This is a genomic window from Williamsia sp. MIQD14, from assembly GCF_051025635.1.
In the GTDB taxonomy this organism is placed as follows: Bacteria; Actinomycetota; Actinomycetes; order Mycobacteriales; family Mycobacteriaceae; genus Williamsia_A.
Genome location: NZ_JBPFDG010000002.1, coordinates 326,166 through 351,004 on the forward strand (window position 1 = coordinate 326,166; position 24,839 = coordinate 351,004).

The following is a 24,839-nucleotide window of genomic DNA, read 5'->3' on the forward strand; positions in this document are numbered from 1 at the left end:
CGAGGGTGAGCGCGCGAGCGTCCACCGTTATCGGCGAGGACCAACGCCTCTACACCTGATGTGGATGTCGATGCCCGCCGCCGAGTGCCGCGACCGACCCGAAACCCACATCCAGGAGATCTCATGGCCACCCAGGCTAACCCGTTGACCGTCACCACGCGTACCGAGCGCGGCAAGGGTGCGGCCCGTCGCGCGCGTCGCGCCGGCAACGTCCCCGCGGTGCTCTACGGCCGTGGCACCGACCCGCAACACCTCGCACTCCCCTCGCTGGAGTTCGCGGCCATCCTGCGTAACAACGGCACCAACGCCGTCATCGAGCTCGACATCGAGGGCACCAAGCAGCTCGCACTGACCAAGCAGGTCGATGTGCACCCCGTGCGCAACTACATCGAGCACGCCGACCTCCTCGTGATCAAGCGTGGCGAGAAGGTCACCGTCGAGGTCAACGTGGTCGTCGAGGGCGACCCGCAGCCGGGCACCCTGGTCATCCAGGACCTCAACACCGTCGAGATCGAGGCCGACGTCATGGCCATCCCCGAGCAGATCGTCGTCTCGGTCGAGGAGGCCGCGATCGGCCTCACCGTCACTGCCGCCGACCTCGAGCTGCCCGACGGCGTCACCCTCATCACCGATCCGGAGATCCTCGTCGTCGCCGTCAACGAGGCGCCGACCGAGGAGGACCTCGAGGCCGAGCTCGACCAGGATCTGCTGCCCGACGCCGAGGGCGAGGGCGAGTCCGAGGGCGACGAGGCATCCGCCGAGGGCGAGGGCGACGAGTCCGCGTCCGAGGGCGACTCCTCCGACGACTGAGTGCGTCTCGTCGTCGGCCCCGGCAACCCGGGACCTCGCTACGCGACCACGCGCCACAACATCGGTGCGATGGTCGTCGACGCGATGGTCGCCGGGGCCGGCGAGCGCTTCAAGCTCCACAAACGATCCGGCGCCGACATCGCCACGGTGTCGGTGGCCGGATCGTCGGTTCTCGTCGCACGCCCGCGGGTGTTCATGAACGAGACCGGACGCCAGGTCGGTCCGCTGGCGTCGTTCTTCTCGGTCGACCCGACCGACGTCATCGTCGCCCACGACGAACTCGACATCGACTTCGGTCTGGTGCGACTCAAACGCGGCGGTGGTGAGGGCGGCCACAACGGGCTCCGATCGATCTCGTCGGCGTTGGGAACCCGCGACTACCTGCGGGTGCGACTGGGAATCGGTCGTCCCCCCGGTCGCCAGGACCCGGCCGACTTCGTGCTGAAACCGTTCGCGAGCGCGCAACGCACCGACGTCGATCTCATGATCGGCAACGGTGTCGACGCGATCGAACTGCTCATCACCTCCACGCTCGAGGACGCGCAGAACACCGTCCACGCGTGGTGAATCACAACGCGCCGCCCGTTCGACTGCTCCCGCCCACCACATGTGCGCGTCACTCCACCGACAGACGTGTGCATCCGCGAAGATGTTCGCCGATCATGAACCGCGCCAACGACACGAGGAGATCACCGTGACCGCCATCAAGGCCAACAAGGGCCGCGAGAACGTCGCCATGCTGGGCATCGGTGCCTACCGCCCCACCCGCCTGGTGAGCAACGACGAGGTCTGCGAGACCCTCGACTCGTCCGACGAGTGGATCTTCGAACGCAGCGGGATCCGCAACCGTCGCTACATCAGCGGCGACGAGACGGCCCGGTCGATGGCCGTGGCGGCCGGTGAGCGCGCGATCGCCAACTCCGGCATCCCCAAGGAGAAGATCGGCGCCGTGCTGTTGGCGACGCTGAGCTGGAAGACGAAGATCCCGCACGGCGCCCCACAGATCGCCTACGACCTCGGTATCAACGGCGTGGCGGCGGTCGACCTCGCCTCGGGCTGCAGCGGTTTCGGCTACGGGCTGGGCATGGCGGCCGACATGGTGCGCGCCGGATCGAGCGAGTACGTCCTGCTGATCTGCGTCGAGACCCTGTCGATCGTGCTCGATCCCACCGATCGCAACACCGCCTTCATCTTCGGCGACGGCGCCGGCGCGGTCGTCGTCGGACCGAGTGAGGAGAACGGCATCTCCCCGACCGTGTGGGGCAGCGACGGCGAGAACGCCGAGGCCATCGGCCAGAGCTACGACATCATCGAGTACATGGACCGCGCCGAGGAGCATCAGGCGCTCGATCCCGAGACGAACCCGGTCAACCGCATGGTCGTCACCATGCAGGGTCCCCGGGTGTTCCGCTGGGCCGCGATCACCCTGCCCAAGGCGTTGGCGTCGACGCTCACCGATGCGGGTGTCTCCGTCGACGACATCGAGGTGTTCGTTCCCCACCAGGCCAACGCCCGCATCAACGAGTTGATGAAGAAGAACCTGGGCTTCGGTGACCACGTCGCGATGGCCAACGACATCGAGAACACCGGCAACACCTCAGCGGCCTCGATCCCGCTCGCCATGGAGGAGATGCTCGCGACCGGCAAGGCGAAGGGCGGCCAGACCGCGCTGCTCCTCGGCTTCGGCTCGGGCCTCACCTACGCCGGCCAGGTCGTCACCCTTCCCCCGGCCCCGCAGATCACCAGCCTCTGACGCCATCGGTAGCAGTCTGTGTCGCTGACCGACACGGGCTGCTACGGATGTGCGATTTTCGCCTGACCAGCGGCGTCGCGTAACCTGGCCCCGGTGAGTGCCAGTCCCGACACCGTTGCCCGAGAGGTCGCGCGTCGGCGTACCTTCGCCATCATCTCCCACCCCGACGCGGGCAAATCCACGATGACCGAGGCGCTGGCGTTGCACGCCCGGATGATCAGCGAGGCAGGCGCCATCCACGGCAAGGCCGGGCGCAGGTCCACGGTCTCGGACTGGATGGAGATGGAGAAGGCGCGCGGCATCTCGGTCAGTTCGACTGCGCTGCAGTTCAACTACACCATCTCCGATCGCGACACCGGCGACACCGAGGTCGCGGTGATCAACCTCGTCGACACCCCCGGCCACGCCGACTTCTCCGAGGACACCTACCGGGTCCTCACCGCCGTCGACGCCGCGGTCATGCTCATCGACGCGGCGAAAGGCCTGGAACCGCAGACGCTCAAGCTCTTCCAGGTCTGCCGCCACCGCGGGGTCCCCGTCATCACCGTCGTCAACAAGTGGGACCGCCCCGGTCGTACACCGCTCGAACTCATCGACGAGATCAGCGAGCGCATCGGCCTCACCCCCACCCCGCTGTACTTCCCGGTCGGGATCGCCGGCGACTTCCGCGGCGTCCTCGATCGACGCACGGGTGAGTACATCCGCTTCACCCGCACCGCCGGTGGCGCCACCATCGCCCCCGAGGAACTGCTCAGCGCCGATGCCGCCGCCGCACGCGAGGGCGACGAGTGGACCGCGGCGGTCGAGGAGAGCGACCTGCTCTCGGAGATGGGCCAGGACCACGACGAGGAGCTGTTCCTCGCCGGGGAGACCTCGCCGATGATCTTCGCCTCCGCCGCACTGAATTTCGGTGTCCGTCAGCTGCTCGAGGCACTCGTCGAGCTCGCCCCGCCGCCCGCGCGACGCGAGGGCGTCGACCACCACGACCGCGAGGTCACCGACCCGTTCAGCGCGGTCGTGTTCAAGGTGCAGGCCGGGATGGACTCGTCGCATCGAGATCGCCTGGCGTACATGCGGATCGTCTCCGGCGAGTTCGAACGCGGCATGGTCGTCACCCATGCTCAGACGGGAAAGCCGTTCGCCACCAAGTACGCGCAGGCCGTCTTCGGTCGTGACCGGTCCACGGTCGACACCGCCTACCCGGGCGACGTCGTCGGACTGGTCAACGCCATGGCGCTCGCCCCCGGCGACACCCTCTACACCGACGAGGCCGTCGAGTTCCCGCCCATCCCGTCGTTCGCGCCCGAGCACTTCGCGGTGCTGCGCGCCGAGAGCGCGGGCAAGTACAAGCAGTTCCGCAAGGCCATGGACCAACTCGATTCCGAAGGCGTGGTGCAGGTTCTGCGCAACGAGATCCGTGGTGACGCCTCACCTGTGCTCGCCGCGGTCGGGCCCATGCAGTTCGAGGTCGTGACCGCGCGGATGAAGAGCGAGTTCGGGGTCGACACCTCCATCCAGAACCTCCCCTACACGCTGGCTCGCCGCACCGACGCCGACAGCGCCGCCGACCTCGGCCGTCAGCGCGGTGTCGAGGTGTTCACCCGCAGCGACGGGGTGATGCTCGCCCTGGTCAGCGACAAGTGGCGTCTGCAGTACATCGAGAAAGAGCATCCGACACTCACGTTGGAACCCCTTGTCGCCACGGCGGACTGAGCGCACCGCACCGATATTCGGGTCGATGGCCGTGACGGCGACCCTGATCGGCGTCGTCGCCTGCGGCGCGCAGACGTCGGGCATCACGGCGGGTGATCGGCCGGACGCGTCTGCGGCGACCTCGGCGGCACGGGTGGACGCGCGGGTCGACGACGCCGAGTGCGACGCCGCCCCGCCCACCGGCGCGGTCACCCGAGCGCCGGGAGGCCTGGTGTTCTCCCGCGGCGAGGTGCGCGCACGGGTGCAGCGCATCGCGACGCCGGTCATCCCCGAGGTGGTCGGCACCGACGGGTGCTTCTCGTTCCCTCGCTGGGGGAATCGCGACGTCGTGGTGCCCCTCGACAGCGCGCTGTTCGTGTTCGCCGACAGCAACGCCGACGGCGTGATCGTCGAGGTGTCCCTCGCCGACCTCGTCTCGCGCTCGGAGATGACCGGCCAAGTCACGGTGGTCACCGACGGTGACGTGTTCGCCTCGACGACATGTCCGGTGCAGATGTCGAGCGTGAACGAGGCGCGTACCGCGGGCAGCTTCCGCTGCGCGTCGGCGGAGTCGGTGCAGGCCAACCCGTTCGCTCCGGACGACGCCGTCGACACCGCGGACCGTCTGCCCGAGTCGCCGACCCCGACCATCCCCGGCCCGGTCATCCCGTCACCGCCGCCGGCCGCACCGACGACCACGAGCCCGACGCCTGCTGCGGCGTTGTCGGGGTGGTTCGTCCTCGATCGCTAGAGTCGTCGCGGGTCAGTCACCGACGATGCGTGCGACCTCGCCGACGTCGACAGCGTCGACCTCGGCAGGACTGAAGCGCGGGTCGCGGTCCTTGTCGACCAGCACCGCCCGCACACCCTCGGCGAAATCGGGCGTGGCGCAGATCTTCTCGGCGGCACGCAGCTCGCGCTCTAAACACTCGTCGAGCAGCGACGACCCGCCGAGCTCGATGAGTCGTGCGGTCACCAGCAGACTGGTCGGCGACGCCGCCGACATCAGGCTCACCATCTCCGCGGCCCAGTCGTCGCCCACCGCGCCACGCAGTCCCCCGAGGATCCCGGGAACCGAGCTGTCGCCGAAGTATTCGGCGATCTTGGTCAGCGGCAGGTCTGTGTCGTGGGCGGCGTCGACATCGACACCGAGCCCGAGCGCCTCGACCAGCGGGGCACCCGACCGGATGGAGTCGGCGACCGCGCCGAGGTGCTCACGGGGAACGTAATGTGTTGCCAGGCCCAGGGTCACGGCGTCGGAACCGGTGATGCGTGCGCCGGTCAGGCCGAGCCACATTCCTATGCCCGACGGCAGGCGCGGGAGGAAGTAGGTGGCGCCGATGTCGGGGAAGAACCCGATCGCGGTCTCCGGCATGGCCATCAGGGCCTTCTCGGTCACGACACGGATCTCGCCGTGCACGCTGATGCCAAGACCGCCGCCCATCGCAGCACCGTCGATGAGGGTGATGTAGGGCTTCGGATAGTCGGCGATGAGCTGATCGAGCTCGTACTCCGATCCGAAGTACTTCGTGATCGCGGCCGCATCACCCGACAGGGCGCTGTCGCGGATGGCGCGGATGTCACCACCGGCGCAGAAGGCCCGCTCGCTACCGGAGGTGACCAGGACGGTCTCGACGGTGTCATCGTCGGCCCACCGGCGCAGCACGTCGGTCATGTCGTCGATCATGGTCTGATCGAGTGCATTCAGGGCTTTGGGCCGTTCGAGGACGATCTCGCCGACCCCGTTGGCGACCGCGCTACGAATGTAGGACATGCACGTACCGTACTAGCCCCACTGTTCGGCGAGTTCCATCCACTCGGTTTCGGCGGCCTCCTTCTCCGCGACCACCGAGGTCAGCTCGGAGTCGAGTTCGCGGAGGCGCGTGGCGTCGGTCGCCGCGGCGGCGAGCAGCCCATGCAGCTCGGTCTCGCGGGCGTCGAACTTCGCGATCTGACGTTCGAGCCGCTTCATCGTCTTCTGCGCGTCACGTTCGGCGCCGGCATCCCGAACCGGTGCCGCGGCAGGCGAATCCGAGCGACCGGCCACCGACGAGACGGGGGTGGCGCTGTCACCCTGGCGAGCGCGGCGCTGCAGGTACGACTCGATGCCGCCGGGCAGGTTGGTCAGTCCGCCGTCGCCGAACAGCGCCCAGGTGCTGTCGCAGATCCGCTCGATCAGATACCGGTCGTGGCTGATCACCACCATCGTCCCCGCCCAGCCGTCGAGGATGTCCTCGAGCTGCTGCAGGGTGTCGATGTCGAGATCGTTGGTGGGCTCGTCGAGCAGCAGGACGTTCGGCTGTGCCATCAGCACGCGGGTGAGCTGCAGGCGGCGACGCTCGCCACCGGAGAGGTCCCCGACCGGTGTGCGCTGCCGGGCCGGCGAGAAGCCGAGGCGCTCGGCGAGCTGACCCGCCGAGATCTCCTTCTCCTGCTTGGTCCCCGCACCGATGGTGATACGACCGGCGACGTCCTCGACCGCCTCGAGCACGCGCATGCCCGTCGGCAGGTCGTCGAGTTCCTGTCGCAACCAGCCGATGGACACCGTGGTGCCCTCCTTGCGACGACCGGGGTCGACCGGCACCTCACCGGCCAGCGCGCGCAGCAACGTGGTCTTGCCGGAACCGTTGATGCCGACGAGACCGATCCGCTCGCCGGGCTGCAGTCGCCAGGTGAGGTCCTCCACGAGAACCCGGTCGTCGGGAGTGCGCAGCGTGGCGTCCTCGAGTTCGATGACGACACGGCCCAGGCGCCGTTTGGCGAACGTGGACAACGCGACACTGTCGCGGACGGGCGGGACGTCGGCGATCAGCTTCTCCGCGGCCTCGATGCGGTACTTCGGCTTCGAGGTCCGGGCCGGCGGGCCGCGGCGCAGCCACGCGAGTTCCTTGCGGGCGAGGTTGCGACGGCGTTCCTCGGCGGCGTCGGCGAGGCGTCCCCGCTCGGCGCGCGCGTAGATCCAGTCGTTGTATCCACCTTCGTATTCCGTCACCGATCCGTGCGCGACCTCCCAGGTGCGCGTGGCGACGGTGTCGAGGAACCAGCGGTCGTGCGTGACGACGACGAGCGCGCTGCGCCGGTTCACGACGTGGTCGGCGAGCCATTGCACACCCTCGACATCGAGGTGGTTGGTGGGCTCGTCGAGGATCAGCAGATCGAGGTCCTGCACGAGTGCCGCGGCCAGCGCGACACGACGACGCTGCCCACCGGAGAGCTCCTCGACGCTGCGTTCCAGTCCGCCGTCGAGGCGATCGATGCCGATGCCGGCGAGCACCGCGCGCACCCGCGCGTCGGACGCCCACTCGTGCTCGGCGACATCGAGCGGCCCGAGGACCACGTCGCCGACGGTCGACCCCGGCGGCAACACGCCGCGCTGGGTGACCGTCGCCATGCGCACGCCACCGGCGATCGACACACGACCCGAGTCGGGTTCGGTGATGCCGGCGAGGATCTCGAGCATCGTGGTCTTGCCGCCACCGTTGAGGCCGACGACCCCGATCCGTTGGCCCTCCTGCACACCGAGACTCACCGAGTCGAGCAGCGGGTTGATCCCGAAGCTCTTGCTGATCTTCTCCGCGTTGACCAGATTGCTCACCGGTCGTCTCCGATCGTTTCCTCGGGCACCACGCGTGCTCCCGGGACCGGACCGCTCGCGATCCGGACCGAGCGGCAGACGCCGGCACCGGACAGTTCGGCGGCGACGTCGACCGCGTGGTCGGCGTCGTCGCACAGGAATGCGCACGTCGGCCCCGAGCCGGAGACGATGCCGGCCAGAGCGCCGGCCTCGGTGCCCGCGCGCAGGGTGCGGCGCAGCGCGGGCATCAACGACAGGGCGGCCGGTTGCAGATCGTTGCACAGGGTCGGCGCCAGTCGGCGCGGGTCGCCGGCGGCCAGTGCCTGCAACAGTGCATCGGGCGGCCCGGCACGGTGCTCGCCGGTCGCCGACCCGGCACGGAGGTGGTCGAGTTCGCCGTAGACCGCCGGCGTCGACAGACCCCCACCGGCGACGGCGATGACCCAGTGGAACGATCCGCGCGAGAGCACCCCGACGAGATGTTCGCCGCGTCCGGTGCCGAGAGCGGTGCCACCGTGCAGCGAGAAGGGGACGTCGCTGCCGATACCGGCGGCCACCGAAGCCAGGTCGTCGCGGTCGATGTCGCTGCGCCACAACCGCGTCAGGCCCACCAGCACCGCGGCGGCGTCGGCGCTACCGCCGGCCATGCCACCGGCGACCGGTATGCCCTTGGTGATCTCGACGGCGACCTCACCGCTGTGACCGGTCATGGCAGCGAGTGCGTCGATGGCGGTCCAGGCGAGGTTCGTGTGGTCGGTCGGCACCGCGTTCGCATTGTCACCGATCACCGTGATGGACCGGCGATCGGCGGGGGCGACGGTGATCTCGTCGCTGAGCGACACGGCCTGGAAGACGGTCTCGAGCTGGTGGTAGCCGTCGTCGCGGAGGTCACCGACACCGAGGTGCAGGTTGATCTTGGCGGGTACCCGCACACGAACGGGCCGGGGGACGACGGACAGCACGACTGTTCAGCCTAGTCGTTCGTCGACGGGTCGCCCGCCACGGCGGCAAGGCGCACGAAGTCGGCGACGTCGAGGCGCTCACCGCGCAGTGTCGGGTCGATGTCGGCGGCACGGAGGCGTCTCTCGGCCTCGACAGGCGAGCCCGCCCAGCCGGCGAGCGCCGCGCGCAGGGTCTTGCGCCGTTGGGCGAAGGCCGCGTCGATGACGCCGAACACCCGACGCCGCGAGACCGCGTCGACCGGCCAGGGCATCTCGCGACGGTCGATCCGGACGAGTCCGGACTCGACCTTCGGTTCCGGCCAGAAGACGCCGGCACCGACGGTGCCCGCGCGGCGGACGTCGCCGAAGAACCGGGCCTTGACGCTGGGGACGCCGTAGATACGACCGCCGGGCGTCGCCGCGAGTCGCTCGGCCACCTCGAGCTGGACCATCACCAGCGCGGTGCGGATCTGCGGGAGCTCGGCGAGCAGGTGCAGCAGCACCGGGACGGCCACGTTGTAGGGCAGGTTCGCGACGAGCGCGGTCGGCGGCACCGGGAGATCGTCGGCCGACACGGTCAGGGCGTCGGCACCGACGACGGTCAGACGGTCGGCCTGGGCGGGCGCGTGGTCGGCGACCGTGCGGGACAGGGCACCGGCGAGCACCGGGTCGATCTCGACGGCGGTCACGCCTCCCGCGACCGCCAACAACGCCAATGTCAGCGACCCCAGTCCGGGACCGACCTCGAGGACCTCGTCATCGGGGCCGACGTCGGCCCCGGCCACGATGCGTCGCACCGTGTTGGCGTCGTGGACGAAGTTCTGGCCGAGCGTCTTCGTGGGACGGATCCCGAACTCGGCGGCGAGTGCGCGGATCTGCACCGGCCCGAGGAGCCGGGGGACGTTCGGGGTGTCGCTCAGCGCAGACCCCCGCCGGAGGCGGGAATCATCGAAGCCCGAGTTTGGCTGAGCACGACGGCCAGGCGCCCCACCCCTGGGCGGCGAGCGTCTTCTCGGCGATGGCGATCTGCTCCTCGCGGGTGGCGAGGTCGGCGCGCGGTGCGTACTCCTGACCACCCCAGCGATCCCAGGTGTTCTGGTCGAACTGCACGCCGCCGTAGAAACCGTTGCCGGTGTTGATGGCCCAGTTCCCGGTCGACTCGCACTGCACCAGCTGATCCCACACCGAACCGTTGGGGACGAACGGCGCACCGGGCTTGGTGCCGACGTTGACCTGCGCGGCGACGGGCTGCTCGAGCTCCTGCGAGCCGAGCTTGACCCGCTTGGTCTCCTTCCCGTTCACCGTGGTGACCGAGTAGGTGACCTGCTGCGTGCCGGGCTTGCCGGGGACCTTCACCTCGCGCTTGTCCTTGACGAGCTCGGGGTCGGGCGTCTCCTTGTCCGGAGCGGTCAGCGGCTCGGTGGCCTCGACCTGCTCGGTGCGGATGCGGGTGACGGCGATCTTCATGTTCGCGGTGACCGGGGCGTCAGCGGCGGGGACGACGGTGTCGTCCCCCGCGAGTGGCGCGCCCATGTCGGCGAGGAGCTCACCCACGGTCTTCGCGGCGACCTCGGGGGTCGACTTCTTCGTCGCGTCGACGAGCGTGACCTTCTTGGGCAGCGTCACCGACAGGGCCGCACCGTCGACGGGCAGGGTCTCGGTGCGCGGGGCCTCGACGTCGATCGTCGGCGATGCCAGGTTCTGCTGCGCGAGCGCCTGCTCGACGGTGACCGCGTTCGTCTTGACCTCACGCTTGGCGCCGTCGACGTCGATCACGAGGGTCTTGAGTCGGTGGAAGGTGATGGTCTGGCCGTCGGCGACACCGGCCGAGGGCTTCGGGCTGACGAGGTCACCGTTGGCGGGTTCGTAGCCCTGATCGGCCAGGACGTCCTCGACAGAGGAACGCATGGTGGCGACGGTGACGATCTTGCCGTCGACGTCGATCTTCACGGTCTTGTGCATCACCACGCCCATCACGCCACCCGCGAGAAGGGTGAGGAGCAGGGCGGCGACGGCGACGCGGACCTTGGTGGAGTTCGAGTCGTTGATCTTGGCTAAAAAAGACACACGTCAGTTTCTTGTCGGGGACGTCGGGTATCCGGCGAGGCTCGGCAGGATCACAGAAGGATAACGGCGGGCCAGACTGTTGGCAAAGTGAGCTCAGCAAGGTCTCTCGAACCAGCTACTGAACTGAAATAACGTACAGTCTGACTGTTGTTCTGGGCATCGCGGCACTTCGGAGGGGTGGCAGCTATGACGGATCGCCCTGACGGGTGGATTCTCAGCACGCGTGAGCTTCTGTTGGCCTGGAAGGCAGCCGATGGCATCGACTTCCCGCTGTGCCTCTCATCGGGCGACCCGGAGCGATACGACGACGGTGACCACGCGCGGAAGGTGCTGTCGCAGATCGGGTATGAGCTCGAGGCCGCCATGACGCCGTCCAAGAGGGCAGCCATGTCAGCTTTCACCCGACCGCGGTATTCGCTCGCGGTCTCGGGCCTCGATGCATCACGCAGTCACGAAGAGGGTTCGCACTACATCCGGATGTACGCAGCATGGTCCGGCGGCGACACCGGCTACATCGCATCCCAGAAGGCGCTCCCGGACCCCAACCTCGGGGGTGAGGTGACCGTCACCGCACATCCCTTCGCCCAGTGGACTCGCTCCCTCGCCGATCTGCTGCCCACCGTGGAGGCGGGACGACTCCCCGCGGACACGGCGGTACCCCTCACGACCTTCATCGTGGCCGATCGAGAGATCCCCATCGTCGACACGTCCGCCGACCGGAACTCAGCCGCGACCGCCTTCGTCCACCGCATGCCCAGTACATGCGGAAACATCACCGCCGCGGTCGGCTCGATCACGGAGGGACGGCGACCTGACGCCCTTGATCTGCGCTGGCACGATATCCCCGACGACGGCCGGTACCTTCTGATCGTCGATCCGAGCGCACCGACTGCCACCGCTATGCCCGCCACCTCCATAGAAGTGGCCAAGATGATCAATCGAAGTCTCAACGCCCTCAAACAGCGCCATCAGGCCGGCGCCGATACCGCAAGGACATGATGCACATTCGACTCACAGCCGCGATCACCGTTGCCGCCGCCACGCTGCTCACGGTGACCTCATGCTCGAGCGGATCGAGCGCCGATGCACCCTCTCAGCCCCAGGTACAATCCATTTCCCTCGCTCCTGGCGTGGTCAAGGACTCACCGGCCGACCTCAATTCGACAAAGGACATGAGCGACGTCGTCGACACAACCACGATGACCCCTCCACAAAGTCCATATTACGGTCATCTTCCAGCCGTCTGCCCGTTACTAGAGAAGGTTTCATTTAGTCCAATTCGTAATCCCACATTGAACACGGGACTAAATACTGAATTCGCGCAGAGTTGCGTGATTCAAGGGCCGGGCTTTAGCGCAGACAACTTAGGGGTCACGCTTATAGCACAGAGCGTGTCTGCCACGTTGGCTGCGCAGAATGTGCAGCCTATCGAAAAAGATTTTCGAGCCTCAGGCATCCCCACCCCAGTCACTACCTATTCGCTCAGAAGCTCGCCGGAAGCAACAGGCGCTTGCGTCGCAACCTGGGGACAGTTTTACGGATCCGTTCAAATGTCGCTATTTGGATCGGGGCGTACGACCGCCGAAAATTGTCAACTTGTCCTTGAATTTGCAAAAGCGGCGACTTCCAACCTACCGAAGGCGCCGTTTCAGATGCGCGCGACGGGAAGCTAGTAATGAATACACCAACTCCGAATCCGAATGATCTTTGGCGAACGCTGAGCGGTCCCGCGTCCGGCCAATTCAATTTTGACGCTCAGGTTGCGAGCGAGATGATTCGGGACCTATTGGGTCTGAGCAGCACGCTTGGCAAAGTTCGAACTATGACAATGGCGCTAACGACGGTGTCAGGAACTGGGACTCTGCCGTCCGCATTGGCCGCAGGAACAAGCCTGGAAAAGCTGGGTGACGCTGTAGACAAAATCATCAATGAATTGTCTTCTGTAGCCGACAGTATGGGGTCAGGAATTCAGTCCGCTGGCAAAAGCTACATAGAGCGAGAGTCCCAAAATCAGAAAACAATTAAGGACGCCGCCACGCGTGCGATCGAGAATGCACTAGATAATCCAACTGCATCAAAGAACTGGCCTTCTCAGGGCGCGACAAGTAAGCCCACGCCACCGGAAAGCAATTTGAAAGGCCAAGCTTCGTCGGGTGGATACCCCTCCGGAATCGCACCAGAAAGCACCGCGGGTGCGATACTCGACTACGCCTATCTTTGTCTTTCAAGCGCCGATAGCGGATTTCTTGTAACACTGGCCTGGACTTGGCGAAACGTGGCGGAAATTCTTCGGGAAGCACTCGACAAGTGGGCCAAGAATACCGAGTCGAAGTGGAACCGTCGTGACGACTGGTCTGGCAATGCTGCAGAGCAGATCGCCTCGAGCATGGACGCGTACTACAAACGAGCGAGCCAGATCGCTGATGAAGCGGCCAAGAACGCAAACGGGGCCGCGACGTTCGCGTCAATGATCGGTGACACGAAGCCTGCGATCGACAAGTTGATGGAGAGTCGCCAAACCGAGATGTCGACAGCGGCCGGTTCGCCTGCCACCGCGACGCAGTTGCCCACGATCCGCGAGAGCTACAACACTCAGGCAAAGACGGTCATGGACAGCTTCTACAACTCTCGAGTCGGCGAACTCAGTGGCTCGATGTCGTACTTCTCAGATCCGCACAACCCAGTGGCTGCCGGCCCGTACCTCACGGCAGGTATGCCGGCACCGGCTTCTGGTGGAGGGCAAGCGCCAGCTGCACCGCCGAGCGTGGCACCCGTCGGGACCTCCGGGGCCGGTGGCGGCAGTCGAGGTGCCGGCGGTGGGGGTGGCGGAGGTGGCGGCGGTTCGTCGAGCGACGCCGCAGCGTCGCTCGCTCGACGAGCCAGCGGCGACCCTGCCGCAGCAGCACGAGCAGCAGCGGCGTCGAGCACACCCAAAGCCCCGACATCCGGCCCGTCGCCTGCCGGCGCGGGCAACCCGGCAAACGCCGCGCAACAAGCCGCGTCGCAGGCAGGGTCATCGCTGAAGGGTCTGAGCGGCAAAGGACTTGGTGACGCCGCGGGGACGCGATCGGCCGGGTTGTCGAACCTTTCCGCCGCCGAGAAGTCCGCTGCAGCGAAGGCTGCGGCCGCGATGGGTAAGGGGGCTGGTGGAGGCGGTGCCGGCGGTGGCGGTGGCGGTGGCGCCAAGATCGGAGGCATCGGGGGCGCCGCTGAGTCGTCACTGTCGGCGCGGGGCGCATCCTCGATGAGTGCCGCCGAGCGCGCGCTTGCCGCTGAGCAGGGCGCGCTGTCGAACAGCCGCGCAGGCGCCAATGGAACATCGGCAGCACCCATGGGCGGTGCGCGACCCGGCGGTGGCTCGGACGACGGCAAATCGCACAAGTCGGCTCGATACCTCCGGTCGACGGCCAACGCCGAGGAGGCAATCGGCGAGATCGACGACGCTGCACCCCCCGTTCTCGGTGGCCTCAACCTCGACACCACTGACGACTCGCCAACTCCGCGAACAACTCGACGCTGACTGCAATCGACGGGCGCTGATCAGAAACTCTCCGCGATTCCGTAGACCCGGCACGCGTTGGCGTAGACCTGCGCCGCGAGGTCGGTCGGATCGGTGCCGCGGATGTCGGCCAGCGCGCGCACGGTGTAGGGCAGGACGTAGGACTGGTTCGGGGCTCCGCGGAAAGGGTGCGGGGTGAGGAACGGTGCGTCGGTCTCCACCAGCAGCAGGTCGTCGGGGACCACGCGTGCGGCGGCCTGCAGCGGCATCGCGTTCGCGAAACTGACGGTGCCCGAGAAGCTCAGGACGTAGCCGCGTTCGACACACTCGCGAGCGATGGCCTCGTCGCCGGAGAAGCAGTGCATGATCACCGTCTCCGGGGCGCCCTCGGCGGCCAGCACGTCGAGCAGATCGCGGTCGGCCTCGCGGTTGTGGATCATCAGCGGCTTGCCGACCTCCTTGGCGAGGTCGATGTGCCACCGGAACGACTCGTGCTGAACGGATTTGGGCGCGCAGTCGTCGGACTTGTCGAGCCAGTAGTAGTCGAGTCCCGTCTCCCCCACTGCGACGACCCGCGGATGCGCGGCCATCGCGCGCAGCTCTGCGGCCGCCTCGTCGTTCAGGTCGCCGGCATGGGTCGGGTGGAGCGCGGTCGCCGCCCAGGCACGGTCGTCCCATTCGGCGGCGGCGACGGCCCAGCGGGCGTCGACCATGTCGTCGGCCACCGTCACGACCCCGCGTACCCCGACAGCCTCGGCACGGTCGAGGATCCTCGCGACCGATGCCGCATCACGCCCACCGCACGCGGCGAGGTGCGTGTGGGCGTCGATCAACGGGCGCAACGGCTCTGGATCCGGCGGCGCCTCCCGGCGCTTGCCCCGGCTCACAGCGCCACCCGCCCGGTAATGGTCGACACAGTGGCGCCGCCGACCCAGATGTCGGTGCCGTCGTCGTCGACGAACACCCGCCCGGCGCGACCCATCGCGGTCCCCTGGGCCGCGACGTAGTGGGCCGGGATCTCCTCGGTGGCCCGCAGCCACGTGGCGAAGCCTGCGTTGAGGCTGCCGGTCACCGGGTCCTCGGGCACACCGTCTCCCGGGGCGAAGGCGCGCACCTCGTAATCGGCGTCGTGGCCGGCACCGCGGTAGGCGCCGATGAGCCCGACCTCGTGGTCGCCGAGGGCGGCATGGTCGGGCTGCACCTCGAGGACGCGTTCACCCGAGGTGAGCATCAGACCGATCCACCCGGGCCCGTTGTCGACCCAGTTCGACGCCACCACATCCGACGGCTCCAGACCGAGCGCCGCGCGGATCTCGGCCAGTACATCGGCCTCGACCGGACCCGACCGGCGCAACGGCGGCGCGGCGAAGGCGAGGCGCTCGCCGTCGCGACGGATCGTGATGAGTCCGGCGCCGCACTCCTGGACGATCGCGTCGGCCTGCGGTCGGCCGCCGGACTCGAGCCAGGCGTGCGCCGACCCCAACGTGGGGTGACCGGCGAACGGGAGTTCGCCGCCGGGGGTGAAGATCCGCAGCCGGTAATCCGCGGCCGTATCCGTCGGCGGCAGCACGAATGTCGTCTCCGACAGGTTCGTCCACCGCGCGAACGCGGCCATCTGGTGGTCGTCGAGGTCGACGGCGTCGAGCACCACGGCGACGGGGTTCCCGGAGATCGGGCCCGATGCGAAGACGTCGACCTGAGCGAAGGAACGGGAGGTCACCATGGCCGTGAGCCTACGTTCCGACGTCGACCGGACCGACTCGGCCACCGGCCGGGTCCGGACCTGTAACGCATCCCGCCCCAGTCCGATAGTGAGAGCAAGCACGCGTTGGTACACATACGTACCCCCTTTCCGCGCGCTGCGGTGGTCGGCCGATCCCGACCGAACGCGAGGACCGAGGAGATCACGATGAGAATGACGACGAAGCAGCGCCTGGCGGCAGTTCTGACCGCCGCGGGCATCGCGGGGATGACCGCGATCGGCCAGGGAGCGGGAACCGCATCCGCGGACACCATCATCGACGGCGTCAACGTGGGCGGCCGGATCGAGCAGGCGTACTTCGAGAGCGGAGGCGTCGAGAAGTGGGGCGGGCCGCGCAGCCCCGAGCTCCGAGCACGCAACAACGGACGCTTCCAGGTGTTCGCCAAGGACACCGCGTTCTACTGGAATGCCGGCGTCGACTACGGGCGCGCCCACCAGATCAGCGGCGCCATCCGTGGCAAATGGGCATCGCTGCAGTGGGAGAACGGGGCACTGGGCTACCCGGTCACCAACGAGTTCGGGCAGGGACCCGCTCGGGTCAGCATCTTCCAGGGCGGCACCATCTACTGGTCGCAGAACACCGGCGCGCACCCGATCTGGGGCGGCATCCTGTCCAAGTGGCGTGCGCAGGGCGGCGTCACCTCCGCCGTCGGCCTCCCGGTCAGCGACGAGATCCGTTTGGGCAACAACACCTTCCTGCAGCGGTTCGCCAACGGGGTCATCTACTTCCCTTGATCAGGCCGAGCCCTTGATCAGGCCGAACCCCTGATCACGCCGAGCCCCTGATCACGCCGAGTGCGGATAGGCATCGCCCACGCGCGTAGCGTCGGCACACGATGACATCTGGTGACGCCCACGGCGCCGACGCCGCGACGGGGTCGGTGACGATCGATCGACTCGTCGATCCCTCCGACATCGACCTCGTCGCACTCCTCACCGCGTGCGTCGCCGACCTCAACGAGCGGTACCCCGACTACTCCCCCGATCCGGTCGTCGCCGGCGCCGAGTACTTCGTCGCCCGACTGGACGGCCGACCGGTCGGCTGTGTCGGCATCCGCGACGTCGGTGGCGGGCGGGGCGAGATCAAGCGGATGTTCGTGGCGGTCGAGGGCCGCCGACGCGGCATCGCCGCCCGGCTGGTCGACGCCCTGGAGCACCGTGCCGCCGACCGCGGCATGACGAGCGTCGTGCTCGAGACCGGAATCCGCCAGCCGGAGGCGATCGCGCTCTACATCGCCGTCGGGTACACCCCGATCGACGCGTTCGGTGAGTACGCGAACAGCCCGCTGAGTCGCTGTCTCGGGAAAGACATGCCGGACACGCACCTCTGACCGTCTCGTGTCGCCCGATGGTCACCGCCGGTTCGCGTCGGGTTGGCCGGAGGCCGTTAGCGTCGGCATCCATGTTCGCGACCCGCCTGCGCGCCGCCCGCCGCGGCGCGACCCTGATCACGGCGATCCTCGTCACCGCGGCCGTAGCGGCGTCGGCGACCGGGTTCGTCGACGCACGGCCCGGCGACGGCGGGCATCCTCGTCGCGTCGTCGACCTGCAGGCCCACCGCGGCGGCATCGGCCTCACCACCGAGTCGACGCTGGAGGCGTTCGACACCGCCCTGCGGCTCGGCGTCACGACCCTCGAACTCGACACCCAGGTGACCCGCGATCTGCGGGTGGTCATCTCCCACGATCGCCAGATCTCGGGCGACAAGTGCCGCGACACCGTGCCCGCGTCGACCGGCGACACACAGTTCCCGTACGTGGGCAAGTACATCCGCGACCTGACCCTTGCGCAGATCCGCACACTCGACTGCGGTTATCGACAGCTGCCGCAGTTCTCGAACCAGCGCCGCATACCCGGGGCGAAACTCCTCGAACTGCACCAGTTGTTCGATCTGATCCGGGAGCGTCGGGCATTCGGTGTGCGGATGAACATCGAGACCAAGGTCGAGGCCGGGTCTCCCGAGCAGACCCAGCCGCGCGAGCTGTTCGTCGGGCGGGTCTTCGGCGAGATCGCCCGATCGGGTCTCGCCCGCCAGATCAGCATCGAGAGCTTCGACTGGGGCGCACTGCGGGTCATGCACCGCTTCGATCCCCGCCTGCCGCTCATCGCGCTGACCAACAGGGACTTCCTCGAGGTCGGTCGGCCGGGACGTTCGCCGTGGCTCGGCGGTCTCGACGCCGACGACTTCGGCGGCGACCTCGTGCGCACCGCCCGTGCGATCCCCGGCGTCACCGCCATCTCGCCGGTGCAGGGCACGCCGCAGGACGGGACGATCGGCGACGCCGGCTTCGTCCCCTACCCCGACGCGCGGATGGTCACCGACGCCCACCGCGCCGGGCTGACGGTCATCCCCTGGACGGTCGACGACCCGGCGACGATGGCCCACTTCATCGACCTCGGCGTCGACGGACTCATCACCGATTACCCCGACCGTCTGCGCGCGGTGCTGGCGTCGAAAGGGTTGCCGCTCCCGCGACCGGTTCGGTGAGCCGCTAGCGTCGGTCCGATGAGTCGGAACGACACCCGCACCGGAACCGCACGCGTCGGCGACCTCGACATCTACTACGAGGACACCGGCCCCCTCGATGCGCCGCCGGTGCTGATGATCATGGGGCTCTCCGCCCAGCTCACCATGTGGCCGTCCGGGTTCTGCGATCTCTTCGCCGCCGAGGGATACCGCGTCATCCGATTCGACAACCGCGACATCGGGCTGTCGACCCACCTCGACGGTGTCCGGGTCGGCGGGTCGATGATCACGCGGATGGTGAAGACCGAGTTGGGCATCGGCAGCTCGGTGCCCTACACCGTCCCCGACATGGCCGCCGACGCCATCGGCGTCCTCGACCACCTCGGCATCGACCGTGCCCACGTCGTCGGCGCGTCGATGGGCGGGATGATCGCGCAGGTCGTCGGCGGGAAGTACCCCGAACGCGTCCTGTCACTCGCGATCCTGTTCTCCAGCACGCTGCAGGCCCTGCTCCCCCCGCCCGATCCCCGGAAGCTGCTCGCGCTGATCTCCGGTCCGGGCAAGGGCGCGACCCGCGAGCAGTACATCGCCGGGTCGGCGAAGGCGATGCAGACCATCGGCAGCCCCGCGTACCCGCTGAGCGACGACGAGGCGCTGGCGCGAGCGACGGAGTACCACGACCGCTCGCACAACCCGGCCGGGATCATGCGGCAGATGACCGCGGTGATGGGCAGCGGCAGCCTCCGGCGCTTTGCCCGGAAGGTCACCGCCCCGACGGTCGTCATCCACGGCAGGGCCGACGGACTGATGCGGCCGTCGGGCGGCAAGGCCATCGCGCACGCGGTGAAGGGGTCGAAGCTGGTGCTCATCGACGGGATGGGCCACGATCTGCCCGAGCAGTTGTGGCCGCAGATCACCGCCGAACTGTTCGCCAACTTCCGCCGCGCCTGAGCTCTCGCGGGTGGACCGATAAGCTCTCCCCACCATGGCATCGGCAGCGAAGACACCGTTCTACATCACCACCGCGATCGCCTACCCGAACGGCGTGCCGCACATCGGGCACGCCTACGAGTACATCTCGGCCGACGCGATCGCCCGGTTCAAGCGACTCGACGGGTTCGACGTCTTCTTCCTCACCGGCACCGACGAGCACGGGCAGAAGATGCAGCAGACCGCGGCGGCCGAGGGCATCGAGACCCGCACCCTCGCCGACCGCAACGCGTCGGCCTTCCGCGACCTGCAGCGCGCACTCGGGAGCAGCTTCGACCGGTTCATCCGCACGACCGACGACGACCACACGGCGGCCTCGCAGGCGATCTGGCAGCGCATGGCCGACAACGGCGACATCTACCTCGACACGTTCGCCGGGTGGTACTCGGTGCGCGACGAGGCCTACTACGCCGACGACGAATTGACCGTGGCACCCGACGGCACCCGTACCGCGACGGCCACCGGGACCCCGGTCGAGTGGACCGAGGAGTCGAGCTACTTCTTCCGCCTGTCCGCCTACGGGGACAAGCTCCTCGAGCTCTACGAGTCGCACCCGGAGTTCATCGGACCGGCGACCCGGCGCAACGAGGTCGCGAGCTTCGTCCGGGGCGGCCTGCGCGACCTGTCGATCTCGCGCACCACCTTCGACTGGGGTGTGCCGGTCCCCGGCGACCCCGATCACGTCATGTACGTGTGGGTCGACGCACTCACCAATTACCTGACCGGCGTGGGTTTCCCGGACACCGACCCCGACAAGCTGGCCCGGTTCTGGCCAGCCGATCTCCACATCATCGGCAAGGACATCACCCGCTTCCACTGCGTCTACTGGCCGGCGTTCCTGATGAGCGCGGGCATCGAGCTGCCGAAAAGGGTGTTCGCGCACGGGTTCCTGTTCAACAAGGGCGAGAAGATGTCGAAGTCGGTCGGCAACGTCGTCGACCCCTACGATCTCGTGGCCCAGTACGGGCTCGACCCGCTGCGGTTCTTCCTGCTGCGTGAGGTGTCCTACGGGCAGGACGGCTCCTACAGCCACGACGCGATCGTCGCGCGCATCAACGCCGACCTGTCCAACGAGCTCGGCAACCTGGCGCAGCGGTCACTGTCGATGATCGGCAAGAACTACGACCACACCGTGCCGACCCCCGGCGCCCTCACCGACGACGATGCCGCGCTCCTCGCCCGCGCCGACGGTCTGCTCGAGAAGGTGCGCGGCGAGTTCGACCAGCAGGCACTGCATCTCGCGCTCGAAGCGATGTGGGAGGTACTGGCCGAGACCAACCGCTACATCTCGGCCCAGGAACCCTGGAAGCTGGTCAAGGTCAATCTCGACCGAGCGGGCACCGTGCTCTGGGTGTGCGCCGAGGTGGTGCGCATCGTCGCGCTGCTCGTCCAACCGGTCATGCCCGATGCGACCGGCAAGATCCTCGACCTCCTCGCGGTGGACTCCGATTCGCGCACCTTCGCCTCGATCGCCGACCGTCTCGCCGCGGGCACCACGCTTCCCGCGCCGTCGCCGGTGTTCCCGCGGTACGACACCAAGAGCTGACGTGACCCACGCGGCCGAGGACCTCGGTCCCGGCCCCGAGCCGGTCGACGTGCTCGGACGACTCCACGACGCGACCCGGCGCGCGGGCGTACCGGGACCGGCTGCGGTGATCGGCGACTGGCTCGGCCACGCTGCGATCCTCGCACCGTCGATCCGCCTCGACGCCGGTGTCGCGCCCCCCGATCGGCCGCGCGGCTGGTGGTTCGGCCACGTGTCGTTCCCCGACCGCGTCGCCGAGGCCGCGCTGCCCGCGACGGTCGGCGGTGTCACCGACGGGGTGCTCGTGTTCGACGGTGACCGCTGGTCGTATCGGTCGGTCACGGCAATGCCCTGCCCCGAGTGGATTCGCGCATGCGTCACGCCGACGCGCGCAGCCGATCCACCCCGTCCGTGGACGACGGCGTGGACCGCTCCCCCGCGTGCGCCGCACCGGGAGGCCGTCGCCGCCTGCCTCGACGCGATCATCGCCGGCGAGGTCTATCAGGCGTGCATCTGCACCCGCTACCGCGGTGAACTGACCGGTGCGGCCGTCGATCTCGCGCGTTCGGGTATCGCCGCGCTGGCCCCGCGCAAGGCGGCGTTCCTGTCCGGCACCTGGGGTTCGGTGGTGTCGTTCTCCCCCGAGACCTTCCTGCGGCGCACCGGCGACGACGTCGTGTCGAGCCCGATCAAGGGCACCGTGCCCGCCTCGACCGACCCGACGGTGCTGCTCACCTCGATCAAGGACGTGGCCGAGAACATCATGATCGTCGATCTCGTCCGCAATGACCTCGGACGCGTGGCCGTGGCGGGATCGGTGACGGTACCCGAGCTGTTGGTGACACGACCCGCGCCCGGGGTGTGGCACCTCGTGTCCACCGTCGCCGCGCGCGTGCCACCGCAGGTGGGCACCGGCGACCTGCTCGACGCGACGTTCCCACCGGGATCGGTCACCGGCGCACCCAAGCTGCGCGCCCGAGAGCTGTTGCGGCGATGGGAGACCGACGCTCGCGGCGTCTACTGCGGCGCGATCGGCGTCGTCGAGCCCGACGGCGACCTCGATCTCAACGTCGCGATCCGCACCGTCGAGATCGCCCCCGACAACACCATGCACCTCGGCGTCGGCGGCGGCATCACCATCGACTCCGACCCCGACCGCGAGTGGCAGGAGTGCCTGGACAAGGCTGCCAGCATCGTCAGCCTGGAACACCCCGGTCTGGGACACCCGGGAGTGTGACCGGCGAGGTCACCGACGGGCCAACGCCGCCTGGTAGAGCTCACGCTTCCCGGCGCCCCCGCGGGTGGCGACCTCGGCGCAGGCGTCCTTGAGTCGCGCGCCGTCGGCGACGAGCGCCTCCACCGCGTCGACGAGGGTCTCCAGATCGGCGACCACGGGTACCGCACCCTCGACGACGACGGTGATCTCACCGCGCACGCCGTCGCGTGCCCACTGTGCGAGCTCCCCCAGCGAACCGCGCCGGACCTCCTCGTAGGTCTTGGTCAGCTCGCGGCACACCGCGGCGCGGCGGCTGGGGCCCAGCACGTCGACGGCGTCGTCGAGGCAGTCGGCGAGCCGGTGCGGGGACTCGAAGAACACGACGGTGCGCGGTTGGTCGAGGAGTTCGCCCAGCCACGACCGTCGTGCACCGGATTTGCGCGGTGCGAACCCGTCGAAGCAGAACCGTTCGACCGGCAGCGCCGAGAGCGCCAACGCCGTGGTCACCGCCGACGGTCCGGGCAGGCAGGTGATGGGCAGGTCGGCCTGCGCGCACGCCAGCACGAGTCGGTAGCCCGGATCGCTCACCGACGGCATGCCCGCGTCGGTCACCAGCAGCACGGTGAGTCCGGCGTCGATGTCGGCGAGCAGTCCCGGGGTGCGCTGGGCCTCGACCTGGTCGTAGTAGCTGACGATGCGTCCGGTGATCTCGACCCCGAGTGCGGCGGCGAGCGACCGCGTCCGGCGGGTGTCCTCGGCGGCGACCACGTCGGCGGTGTGCAGCGCGTCGCGCAACCGCGCGGACGCGTCGCCGGGCTGACCCATCGGGGTCGCCGCCAGGATCAGTACGCCGCGCCCGTTTCGAGACATCTGTCCGGTGTCGGACCCATCCTGCGCTGCGTCATCCGTCGTCGTCATCACCGCACAGCCTACGATCGACGACGTGACCCTCGCCCCTCCCATCTCCGACGCGGTCGACCGCTACGACGGTCCGTCCGACGACGGCGGGGCGGCCGAGGACCTCGGTCGACGCCCGGGACCGTCGATCCCGGCCCCGGTGTTCGGTGCCGACGACCGTAGGCGCGGGTGGATCGTCGCCGCGGTGCTCACGCTCGTGGCCGCCGTCACCCGGTTCTGGGGGCTCACCAGTCCCACCGACAACGGCACCCCGGTCTTCGACGAGAAGCACTACGTCCCGCAGGCGTGGCAGGTGCTCACCGGTGGCAACTGGATCGAGGACAACCCGGCGTACGGGCTCGTGGTGCACCCGCCGGTCGGCAAGTGGCTGATCGCCGCGGGTGAAGGACTCTTCGGCTACACCCCGCTGGGCTGGCGGTTCATGTCCGCGGTTGTCGGCATCGTGATGGTCCTCATCGTCTACCGGCTCACCCGCCGGGTCGCGCGGTCCACGCTGATCGGCGCCGTCGCGGGCGTGTTCATGATCGTCGACGGCGTGACGTTCGTGTCGTCGCGCGTCGGCATGCTCGACATCTTCCAGATCTTCTTCGTGCTCGGGGCGATGGCTGCGCTGGTCGCCGACCGCGACCAGATGCGTGCCCGTCTGCACCGCGTCTCGGTCGAGGGACGCATGGCCGATTCGCCCTTCGGGCCTCGACTCGGGTTCCGCTGGTGGCGCTTCGGCGCGGCGGTGCTGCTCGGCCTCGGGTGCGCCACCAAGTGGTCCGGCATCTACTTCGTGCTGTTCTTCCTGCTGCTGTCGCTCGGTCTCGACGTCGCCAACCGCAAGGCGTACCACGTGGAGCGTCCGTGGGTCGGCACGCTGCGTCGCGACGTGATCCCGGCCGGGTTCAGCCTCGGCGCGGTGCCGATCATGGTCTACCTCGGCAGCTTCGCGCCGTGGTTCGCCGGCGAGACGTCGGTCTACCGCTACGAGGTCGGCAACTCCATCGGCTACGGCGGACCGTTCTCGTGGGTGCCCGGCGCGTTCCGGTCACTCTGGTACTACGAGGCCGGGATCCTGAAGTTCCACGAGGGCCTCACCAACTCCGCAGGCAACCACCACCCGTGGGAATCGAAGCCGTGGACGTGGCCGATGAGCCTGCGCCCCATGCTCTATGCCGTGCAGAACGGCCCCGACCGGTGTGGCGGCGGCGAGTGCATCCGCGTGCAGATGCTCATCGGCACCCCCGCGATGTGGTGGCTCGCGTTCCCGATGCTGCTGTGGGGCCTGTGGCGGTGGATCCTGCGCCGCGACTGGCGCTACGCGATCGTCATCGTGGGTTACGGCGCGGCCTGGCTTCCCTGGTTCGCCAACCTCGACCGTCAGATGTACTTCTTCTACGCGACGGCGATGGCGCCGTTCCTCATCATGGGCCTGGCGCTGTGCGTCGGCGACCTGTTGGGCGCCGACGGGCGGTGGGCGACCTTCGGCCGGGAGCGCCGCATGCTCGGTGCGATCATCGCGTCGATCTACATCGGCCTGGTGATCATGAACTTCGTCTGGATGTGGCCGATCCTGACCGGACAACCACTGTCACTGCACATGTGGAACATGCAGATGTGGTTGCCCAGCTGGCGCTGAT

23 protein-coding genes are annotated in these 24,839 nt (G+C 68.4%); 15 read left to right on the plus strand and 8 right to left on the minus strand.

From position 1 onward, the window contains the following. Positions 1–123 precede the first annotated feature (123 nt). From ACQ7HM_RS09060 to ACQ7HM_RS09080, 5 genes are all read left to right on the plus strand, one after another. Positions 124–810: a 50S ribosomal protein L25/general stress protein Ctc gene (locus ACQ7HM_RS09060; protein ID WP_434215935.1), complete on the plus strand. Its 687-nt coding sequence runs from the start codon at positions 124–126 to the stop codon at positions 808–810. Next, positions 811–1,377 (plus strand): aminoacyl-tRNA hydrolase, encoded by a 567-nt coding sequence (pth, locus tag ACQ7HM_RS09065; protein ID WP_434215936.1) that lies wholly within the window; start codon positions 811–813, stop codon positions 1,375–1,377. Between the two features lie 169 nt (positions 1,378–1,546). Continuing rightward, the gene (locus tag ACQ7HM_RS09070) at positions 1,547–2,563 is read left to right on the plus strand and encodes a beta-ketoacyl-ACP synthase III (RefSeq protein ID WP_434216391.1); all 1,017 of its coding nucleotides are present in this window, start codon (positions 1,547–1,549) and stop codon (positions 2,561–2,563) included. A 93-nt stretch (positions 2,564–2,656) separates the two neighbouring features. Further along, positions 2,657–4,276, plus strand: coding sequence for a peptide chain release factor 3 (locus ACQ7HM_RS09075; protein ID WP_434215937.1), 1,620 nt, complete (start codon positions 2,657–2,659; stop codon positions 4,274–4,276). Between the two features lie 25 nt (positions 4,277–4,301). After that, positions 4,302–5,006, plus strand: coding sequence for a hypothetical protein (locus tag ACQ7HM_RS09080; protein ID WP_434215938.1), 705 nt, complete (start codon positions 4,302–4,304; stop codon positions 5,004–5,006). 12 nt (positions 5,007–5,018) lie between these two features. Here ACQ7HM_RS09080 and ACQ7HM_RS09085 read toward each other — a convergent pair whose 3' ends face one another. From ACQ7HM_RS09085 to ACQ7HM_RS09105, 5 genes are read right to left on the minus strand one after another with little or no spacing between them, the layout of a single operon-like run. Then, the gene (locus ACQ7HM_RS09085; RefSeq protein WP_434215939.1) at positions 5,019–6,029 is read right to left on the minus strand and encodes an enoyl-CoA hydratase/isomerase family protein; all 1,011 of its coding nucleotides are present in this window, start codon (positions 6,027–6,029) and stop codon (positions 5,019–5,021) included. Positions 6,030–6,041: 12 nt separating this feature from the next. Beyond that, positions 6,042–7,850: an ABC-F family ATP-binding cassette domain-containing protein gene (locus ACQ7HM_RS09090; protein ID WP_434215940.1), complete on the minus strand. Its 1,809-nt coding sequence runs from the start codon at positions 7,848–7,850 to the stop codon at positions 6,042–6,044. Further along, positions 7,847–8,791, minus strand: coding sequence for a 4-(cytidine 5'-diphospho)-2-C-methyl-D-erythritol kinase (locus ACQ7HM_RS09095; protein WP_434215941.1), 945 nt, complete (start codon positions 8,789–8,791; stop codon positions 7,847–7,849). Before ACQ7HM_RS09095 ends, ACQ7HM_RS09090 begins: the two co-directional genes overlap by 4 nt. 11 nt (positions 8,792–8,802) lie before the next feature. Then, positions 8,803–9,690 carry a 16S rRNA (adenine(1518)-N(6)/adenine(1519)-N(6))-dimethyltransferase RsmA gene (gene rsmA / locus ACQ7HM_RS09100; protein ID WP_434216392.1) on the minus strand — a complete coding sequence of 296 codons (888 nt, stop codon included), beginning with the start codon at positions 9,688–9,690 and terminating at the stop codon, positions 8,803–8,805. 25 nt (positions 9,691–9,715) lie between these two features. Further along, positions 9,716–10,837 carry a transglycosylase family protein gene (locus ACQ7HM_RS09105; RefSeq protein WP_434215942.1) on the minus strand — a complete coding sequence of 374 codons (1,122 nt, stop codon included), beginning with the start codon at positions 10,835–10,837 and terminating at the stop codon, positions 9,716–9,718. A gap of 147 nt (positions 10,838–10,984) precedes the next feature. Between ACQ7HM_RS09105 and ACQ7HM_RS09110 the strand changes: the two genes are divergently transcribed. The 3 genes from ACQ7HM_RS09110 to ACQ7HM_RS09120 all read left to right on the plus strand — a co-directional run bounded on the left by ACQ7HM_RS09110 (position 10,985) and on the right by ACQ7HM_RS09120 (position 14,357). Then, positions 10,985–11,836, plus strand: a complete 852-nt coding sequence (locus ACQ7HM_RS09110; protein WP_434215943.1) for a hypothetical protein — start codon at positions 10,985–10,987, stop codon at positions 11,834–11,836. Further along, positions 11,833–12,510 carry a hypothetical protein gene (locus tag ACQ7HM_RS09115; protein WP_434215944.1) on the plus strand — a complete coding sequence of 226 codons (678 nt, stop codon included), beginning with the start codon at positions 11,833–11,835 and terminating at the stop codon, positions 12,508–12,510. The genes ACQ7HM_RS09110 and ACQ7HM_RS09115 overlap by 4 nt, the downstream gene beginning before the upstream one ends. 149 nt (positions 12,511–12,659) lie before the next feature. Beyond that, complete coding sequence (locus ACQ7HM_RS09120) at positions 12,660–14,357, plus strand: hypothetical protein (protein WP_434215945.1); 1,698 nt, start codon at positions 12,660–12,662, stop codon at positions 14,355–14,357. Between the two features lie 20 nt (positions 14,358–14,377). On the opposite strand, the gene ACQ7HM_RS09125 is transcribed toward ACQ7HM_RS09120, so the two are convergent. Together ACQ7HM_RS09125 and ACQ7HM_RS09130 are read right to left on the minus strand one after the other, a co-directional pair. After that, positions 14,378–15,223: a TatD family hydrolase gene (locus ACQ7HM_RS09125; protein WP_434215946.1), complete on the minus strand. Its 846-nt coding sequence runs from the start codon at positions 15,221–15,223 to the stop codon at positions 14,378–14,380. Next, positions 15,220–16,059: a PhzF family phenazine biosynthesis protein gene (locus ACQ7HM_RS09130; protein ID WP_434215947.1), complete on the minus strand. Its 840-nt coding sequence runs from the start codon at positions 16,057–16,059 to the stop codon at positions 15,220–15,222. Before ACQ7HM_RS09130 ends, ACQ7HM_RS09125 begins: the two co-directional genes overlap by 4 nt. Before the next feature lie 186 nt (positions 16,060–16,245). Here ACQ7HM_RS09130 and ACQ7HM_RS09135 point away from each other — a divergent pair, with 186 nt between their 5' ends. From ACQ7HM_RS09135 to ACQ7HM_RS09160, 6 genes are all read left to right on the plus strand, one after another. Next, positions 16,246–16,833 (plus strand): LGFP repeat-containing protein, encoded by a 588-nt coding sequence (locus ACQ7HM_RS09135; protein WP_434215948.1) that lies wholly within the window; start codon positions 16,246–16,248, stop codon positions 16,831–16,833. Positions 16,834–16,934: 101 nt separating this feature from the next. Further along, the gene (locus ACQ7HM_RS09140) at positions 16,935–17,429 is read left to right on the plus strand and encodes a GNAT family N-acetyltransferase (protein WP_434215949.1); all 495 of its coding nucleotides are present in this window, start codon (positions 16,935–16,937) and stop codon (positions 17,427–17,429) included. Between the two features lie 71 nt (positions 17,430–17,500). After that, positions 17,501–18,586: a glycerophosphodiester phosphodiesterase family protein gene (locus tag ACQ7HM_RS09145; RefSeq protein ID WP_434215950.1), complete on the plus strand. Its 1,086-nt coding sequence runs from the start codon at positions 17,501–17,503 to the stop codon at positions 18,584–18,586. Positions 18,587–18,604: 18 nt separating this feature from the next. Beyond that, positions 18,605–19,516 carry an alpha/beta fold hydrolase gene (locus tag ACQ7HM_RS09150; RefSeq protein WP_434215951.1) on the plus strand — a complete coding sequence of 304 codons (912 nt, stop codon included), beginning with the start codon at positions 18,605–18,607 and terminating at the stop codon, positions 19,514–19,516. Between the two features lie 34 nt (positions 19,517–19,550). Next, positions 19,551–21,101 (plus strand): methionine--tRNA ligase, encoded by a 1,551-nt coding sequence (gene metG, locus ACQ7HM_RS09155; RefSeq protein ID WP_434215952.1) that lies wholly within the window; start codon positions 19,551–19,553, stop codon positions 21,099–21,101. A 1-nt stretch (position 21,102) separates the two neighbouring features. After that, positions 21,103–22,317: an aminodeoxychorismate synthase component I gene (locus ACQ7HM_RS09160; RefSeq protein WP_434215953.1), complete on the plus strand. Its 1,215-nt coding sequence runs from the start codon at positions 21,103–21,105 to the stop codon at positions 22,315–22,317. A gap of 9 nt (positions 22,318–22,326) precedes the next feature. On the opposite strand, the gene rsmI is transcribed toward ACQ7HM_RS09160, so the two are convergent. Next, positions 22,327–23,166: a 16S rRNA (cytidine(1402)-2'-O)-methyltransferase gene (rsmI, locus tag ACQ7HM_RS09165; RefSeq protein WP_434216393.1), complete on the minus strand. Its 840-nt coding sequence runs from the start codon at positions 23,164–23,166 to the stop codon at positions 22,327–22,329. 73 nt (positions 23,167–23,239) lie between these two features. Between rsmI and ACQ7HM_RS09170 the strand changes: the two genes are divergently transcribed. Next, the gene (locus ACQ7HM_RS09170) at positions 23,240–24,838 is read left to right on the plus strand and encodes a dolichyl-phosphate-mannose--protein mannosyltransferase (RefSeq protein ID WP_434215954.1); all 1,599 of its coding nucleotides are present in this window, start codon (positions 23,240–23,242) and stop codon (positions 24,836–24,838) included. Position 24,839 lies beyond the last annotated feature (1 nt).

What these genes read in the sequence shown, in the direction of transcription:
- ACQ7HM_RS09060 (WP_434215935.1), top strand. Translation starts at nt 124, where the DNA reads ATGGCCACCCAGGCTAACCCGTTGACCGTCACCACGCGTACCGAGCGC.
- ACQ7HM_RS09070 (WP_434216391.1), top strand. Translation starts at nt 1,547, where the DNA reads ATGCTGGGCATCGGTGCCTACCGCCCCACCCGCCTGGTGAGCAACGAC.
- ACQ7HM_RS09080 (WP_434215938.1), top strand. Translation starts at nt 4,302, where the DNA reads ATGGCCGTGACGGCGACCCTGATCGGCGTCGTCGCCTGCGGCGCGCAG.
- ACQ7HM_RS09085 (WP_434215939.1), bottom strand. Translation starts at nt 6,029, where the DNA reads ATGTCCTACATTCGTAGCGCGGTCGCCAACGGGGTCGGCGAGATCGTC.
- ACQ7HM_RS09115 (WP_434215944.1), top strand. Translation starts at nt 11,833, where the DNA reads ATGATGCACATTCGACTCACAGCCGCGATCACCGTTGCCGCCGCCACG.
- ACQ7HM_RS09120 (WP_434215945.1), top strand. Translation starts at nt 12,660, where the DNA reads ATGACAATGGCGCTAACGACGGTGTCAGGAACTGGGACTCTGCCGTCC.
- ACQ7HM_RS09130 (WP_434215947.1), bottom strand. Translation starts at nt 16,059, where the DNA reads ATGGTGACCTCCCGTTCCTTCGCTCAGGTCGACGTCTTCGCATCGGGC.
- ACQ7HM_RS09135 (WP_434215948.1), top strand. Translation starts at nt 16,246, where the DNA reads ATGAGAATGACGACGAAGCAGCGCCTGGCGGCAGTTCTGACCGCCGCG.
- ACQ7HM_RS09140 (WP_434215949.1), top strand. Translation starts at nt 16,935, where the DNA reads ATGACATCTGGTGACGCCCACGGCGCCGACGCCGCGACGGGGTCGGTG.
- ACQ7HM_RS09145 (WP_434215950.1), top strand. Translation starts at nt 17,501, where the DNA reads ATGTTCGCGACCCGCCTGCGCGCCGCCCGCCGCGGCGCGACCCTGATC.
- ACQ7HM_RS09150 (WP_434215951.1), top strand. Translation starts at nt 18,605, where the DNA reads ATGAGTCGGAACGACACCCGCACCGGAACCGCACGCGTCGGCGACCTC.
- metG (WP_434215952.1), top strand. Translation starts at nt 19,551, where the DNA reads ATGGCATCGGCAGCGAAGACACCGTTCTACATCACCACCGCGATCGCC.
- rsmI (WP_434216393.1), bottom strand. Translation starts at nt 23,166, where the DNA reads ATGTCTCGAAACGGGCGCGGCGTACTGATCCTGGCGGCGACCCCGATG.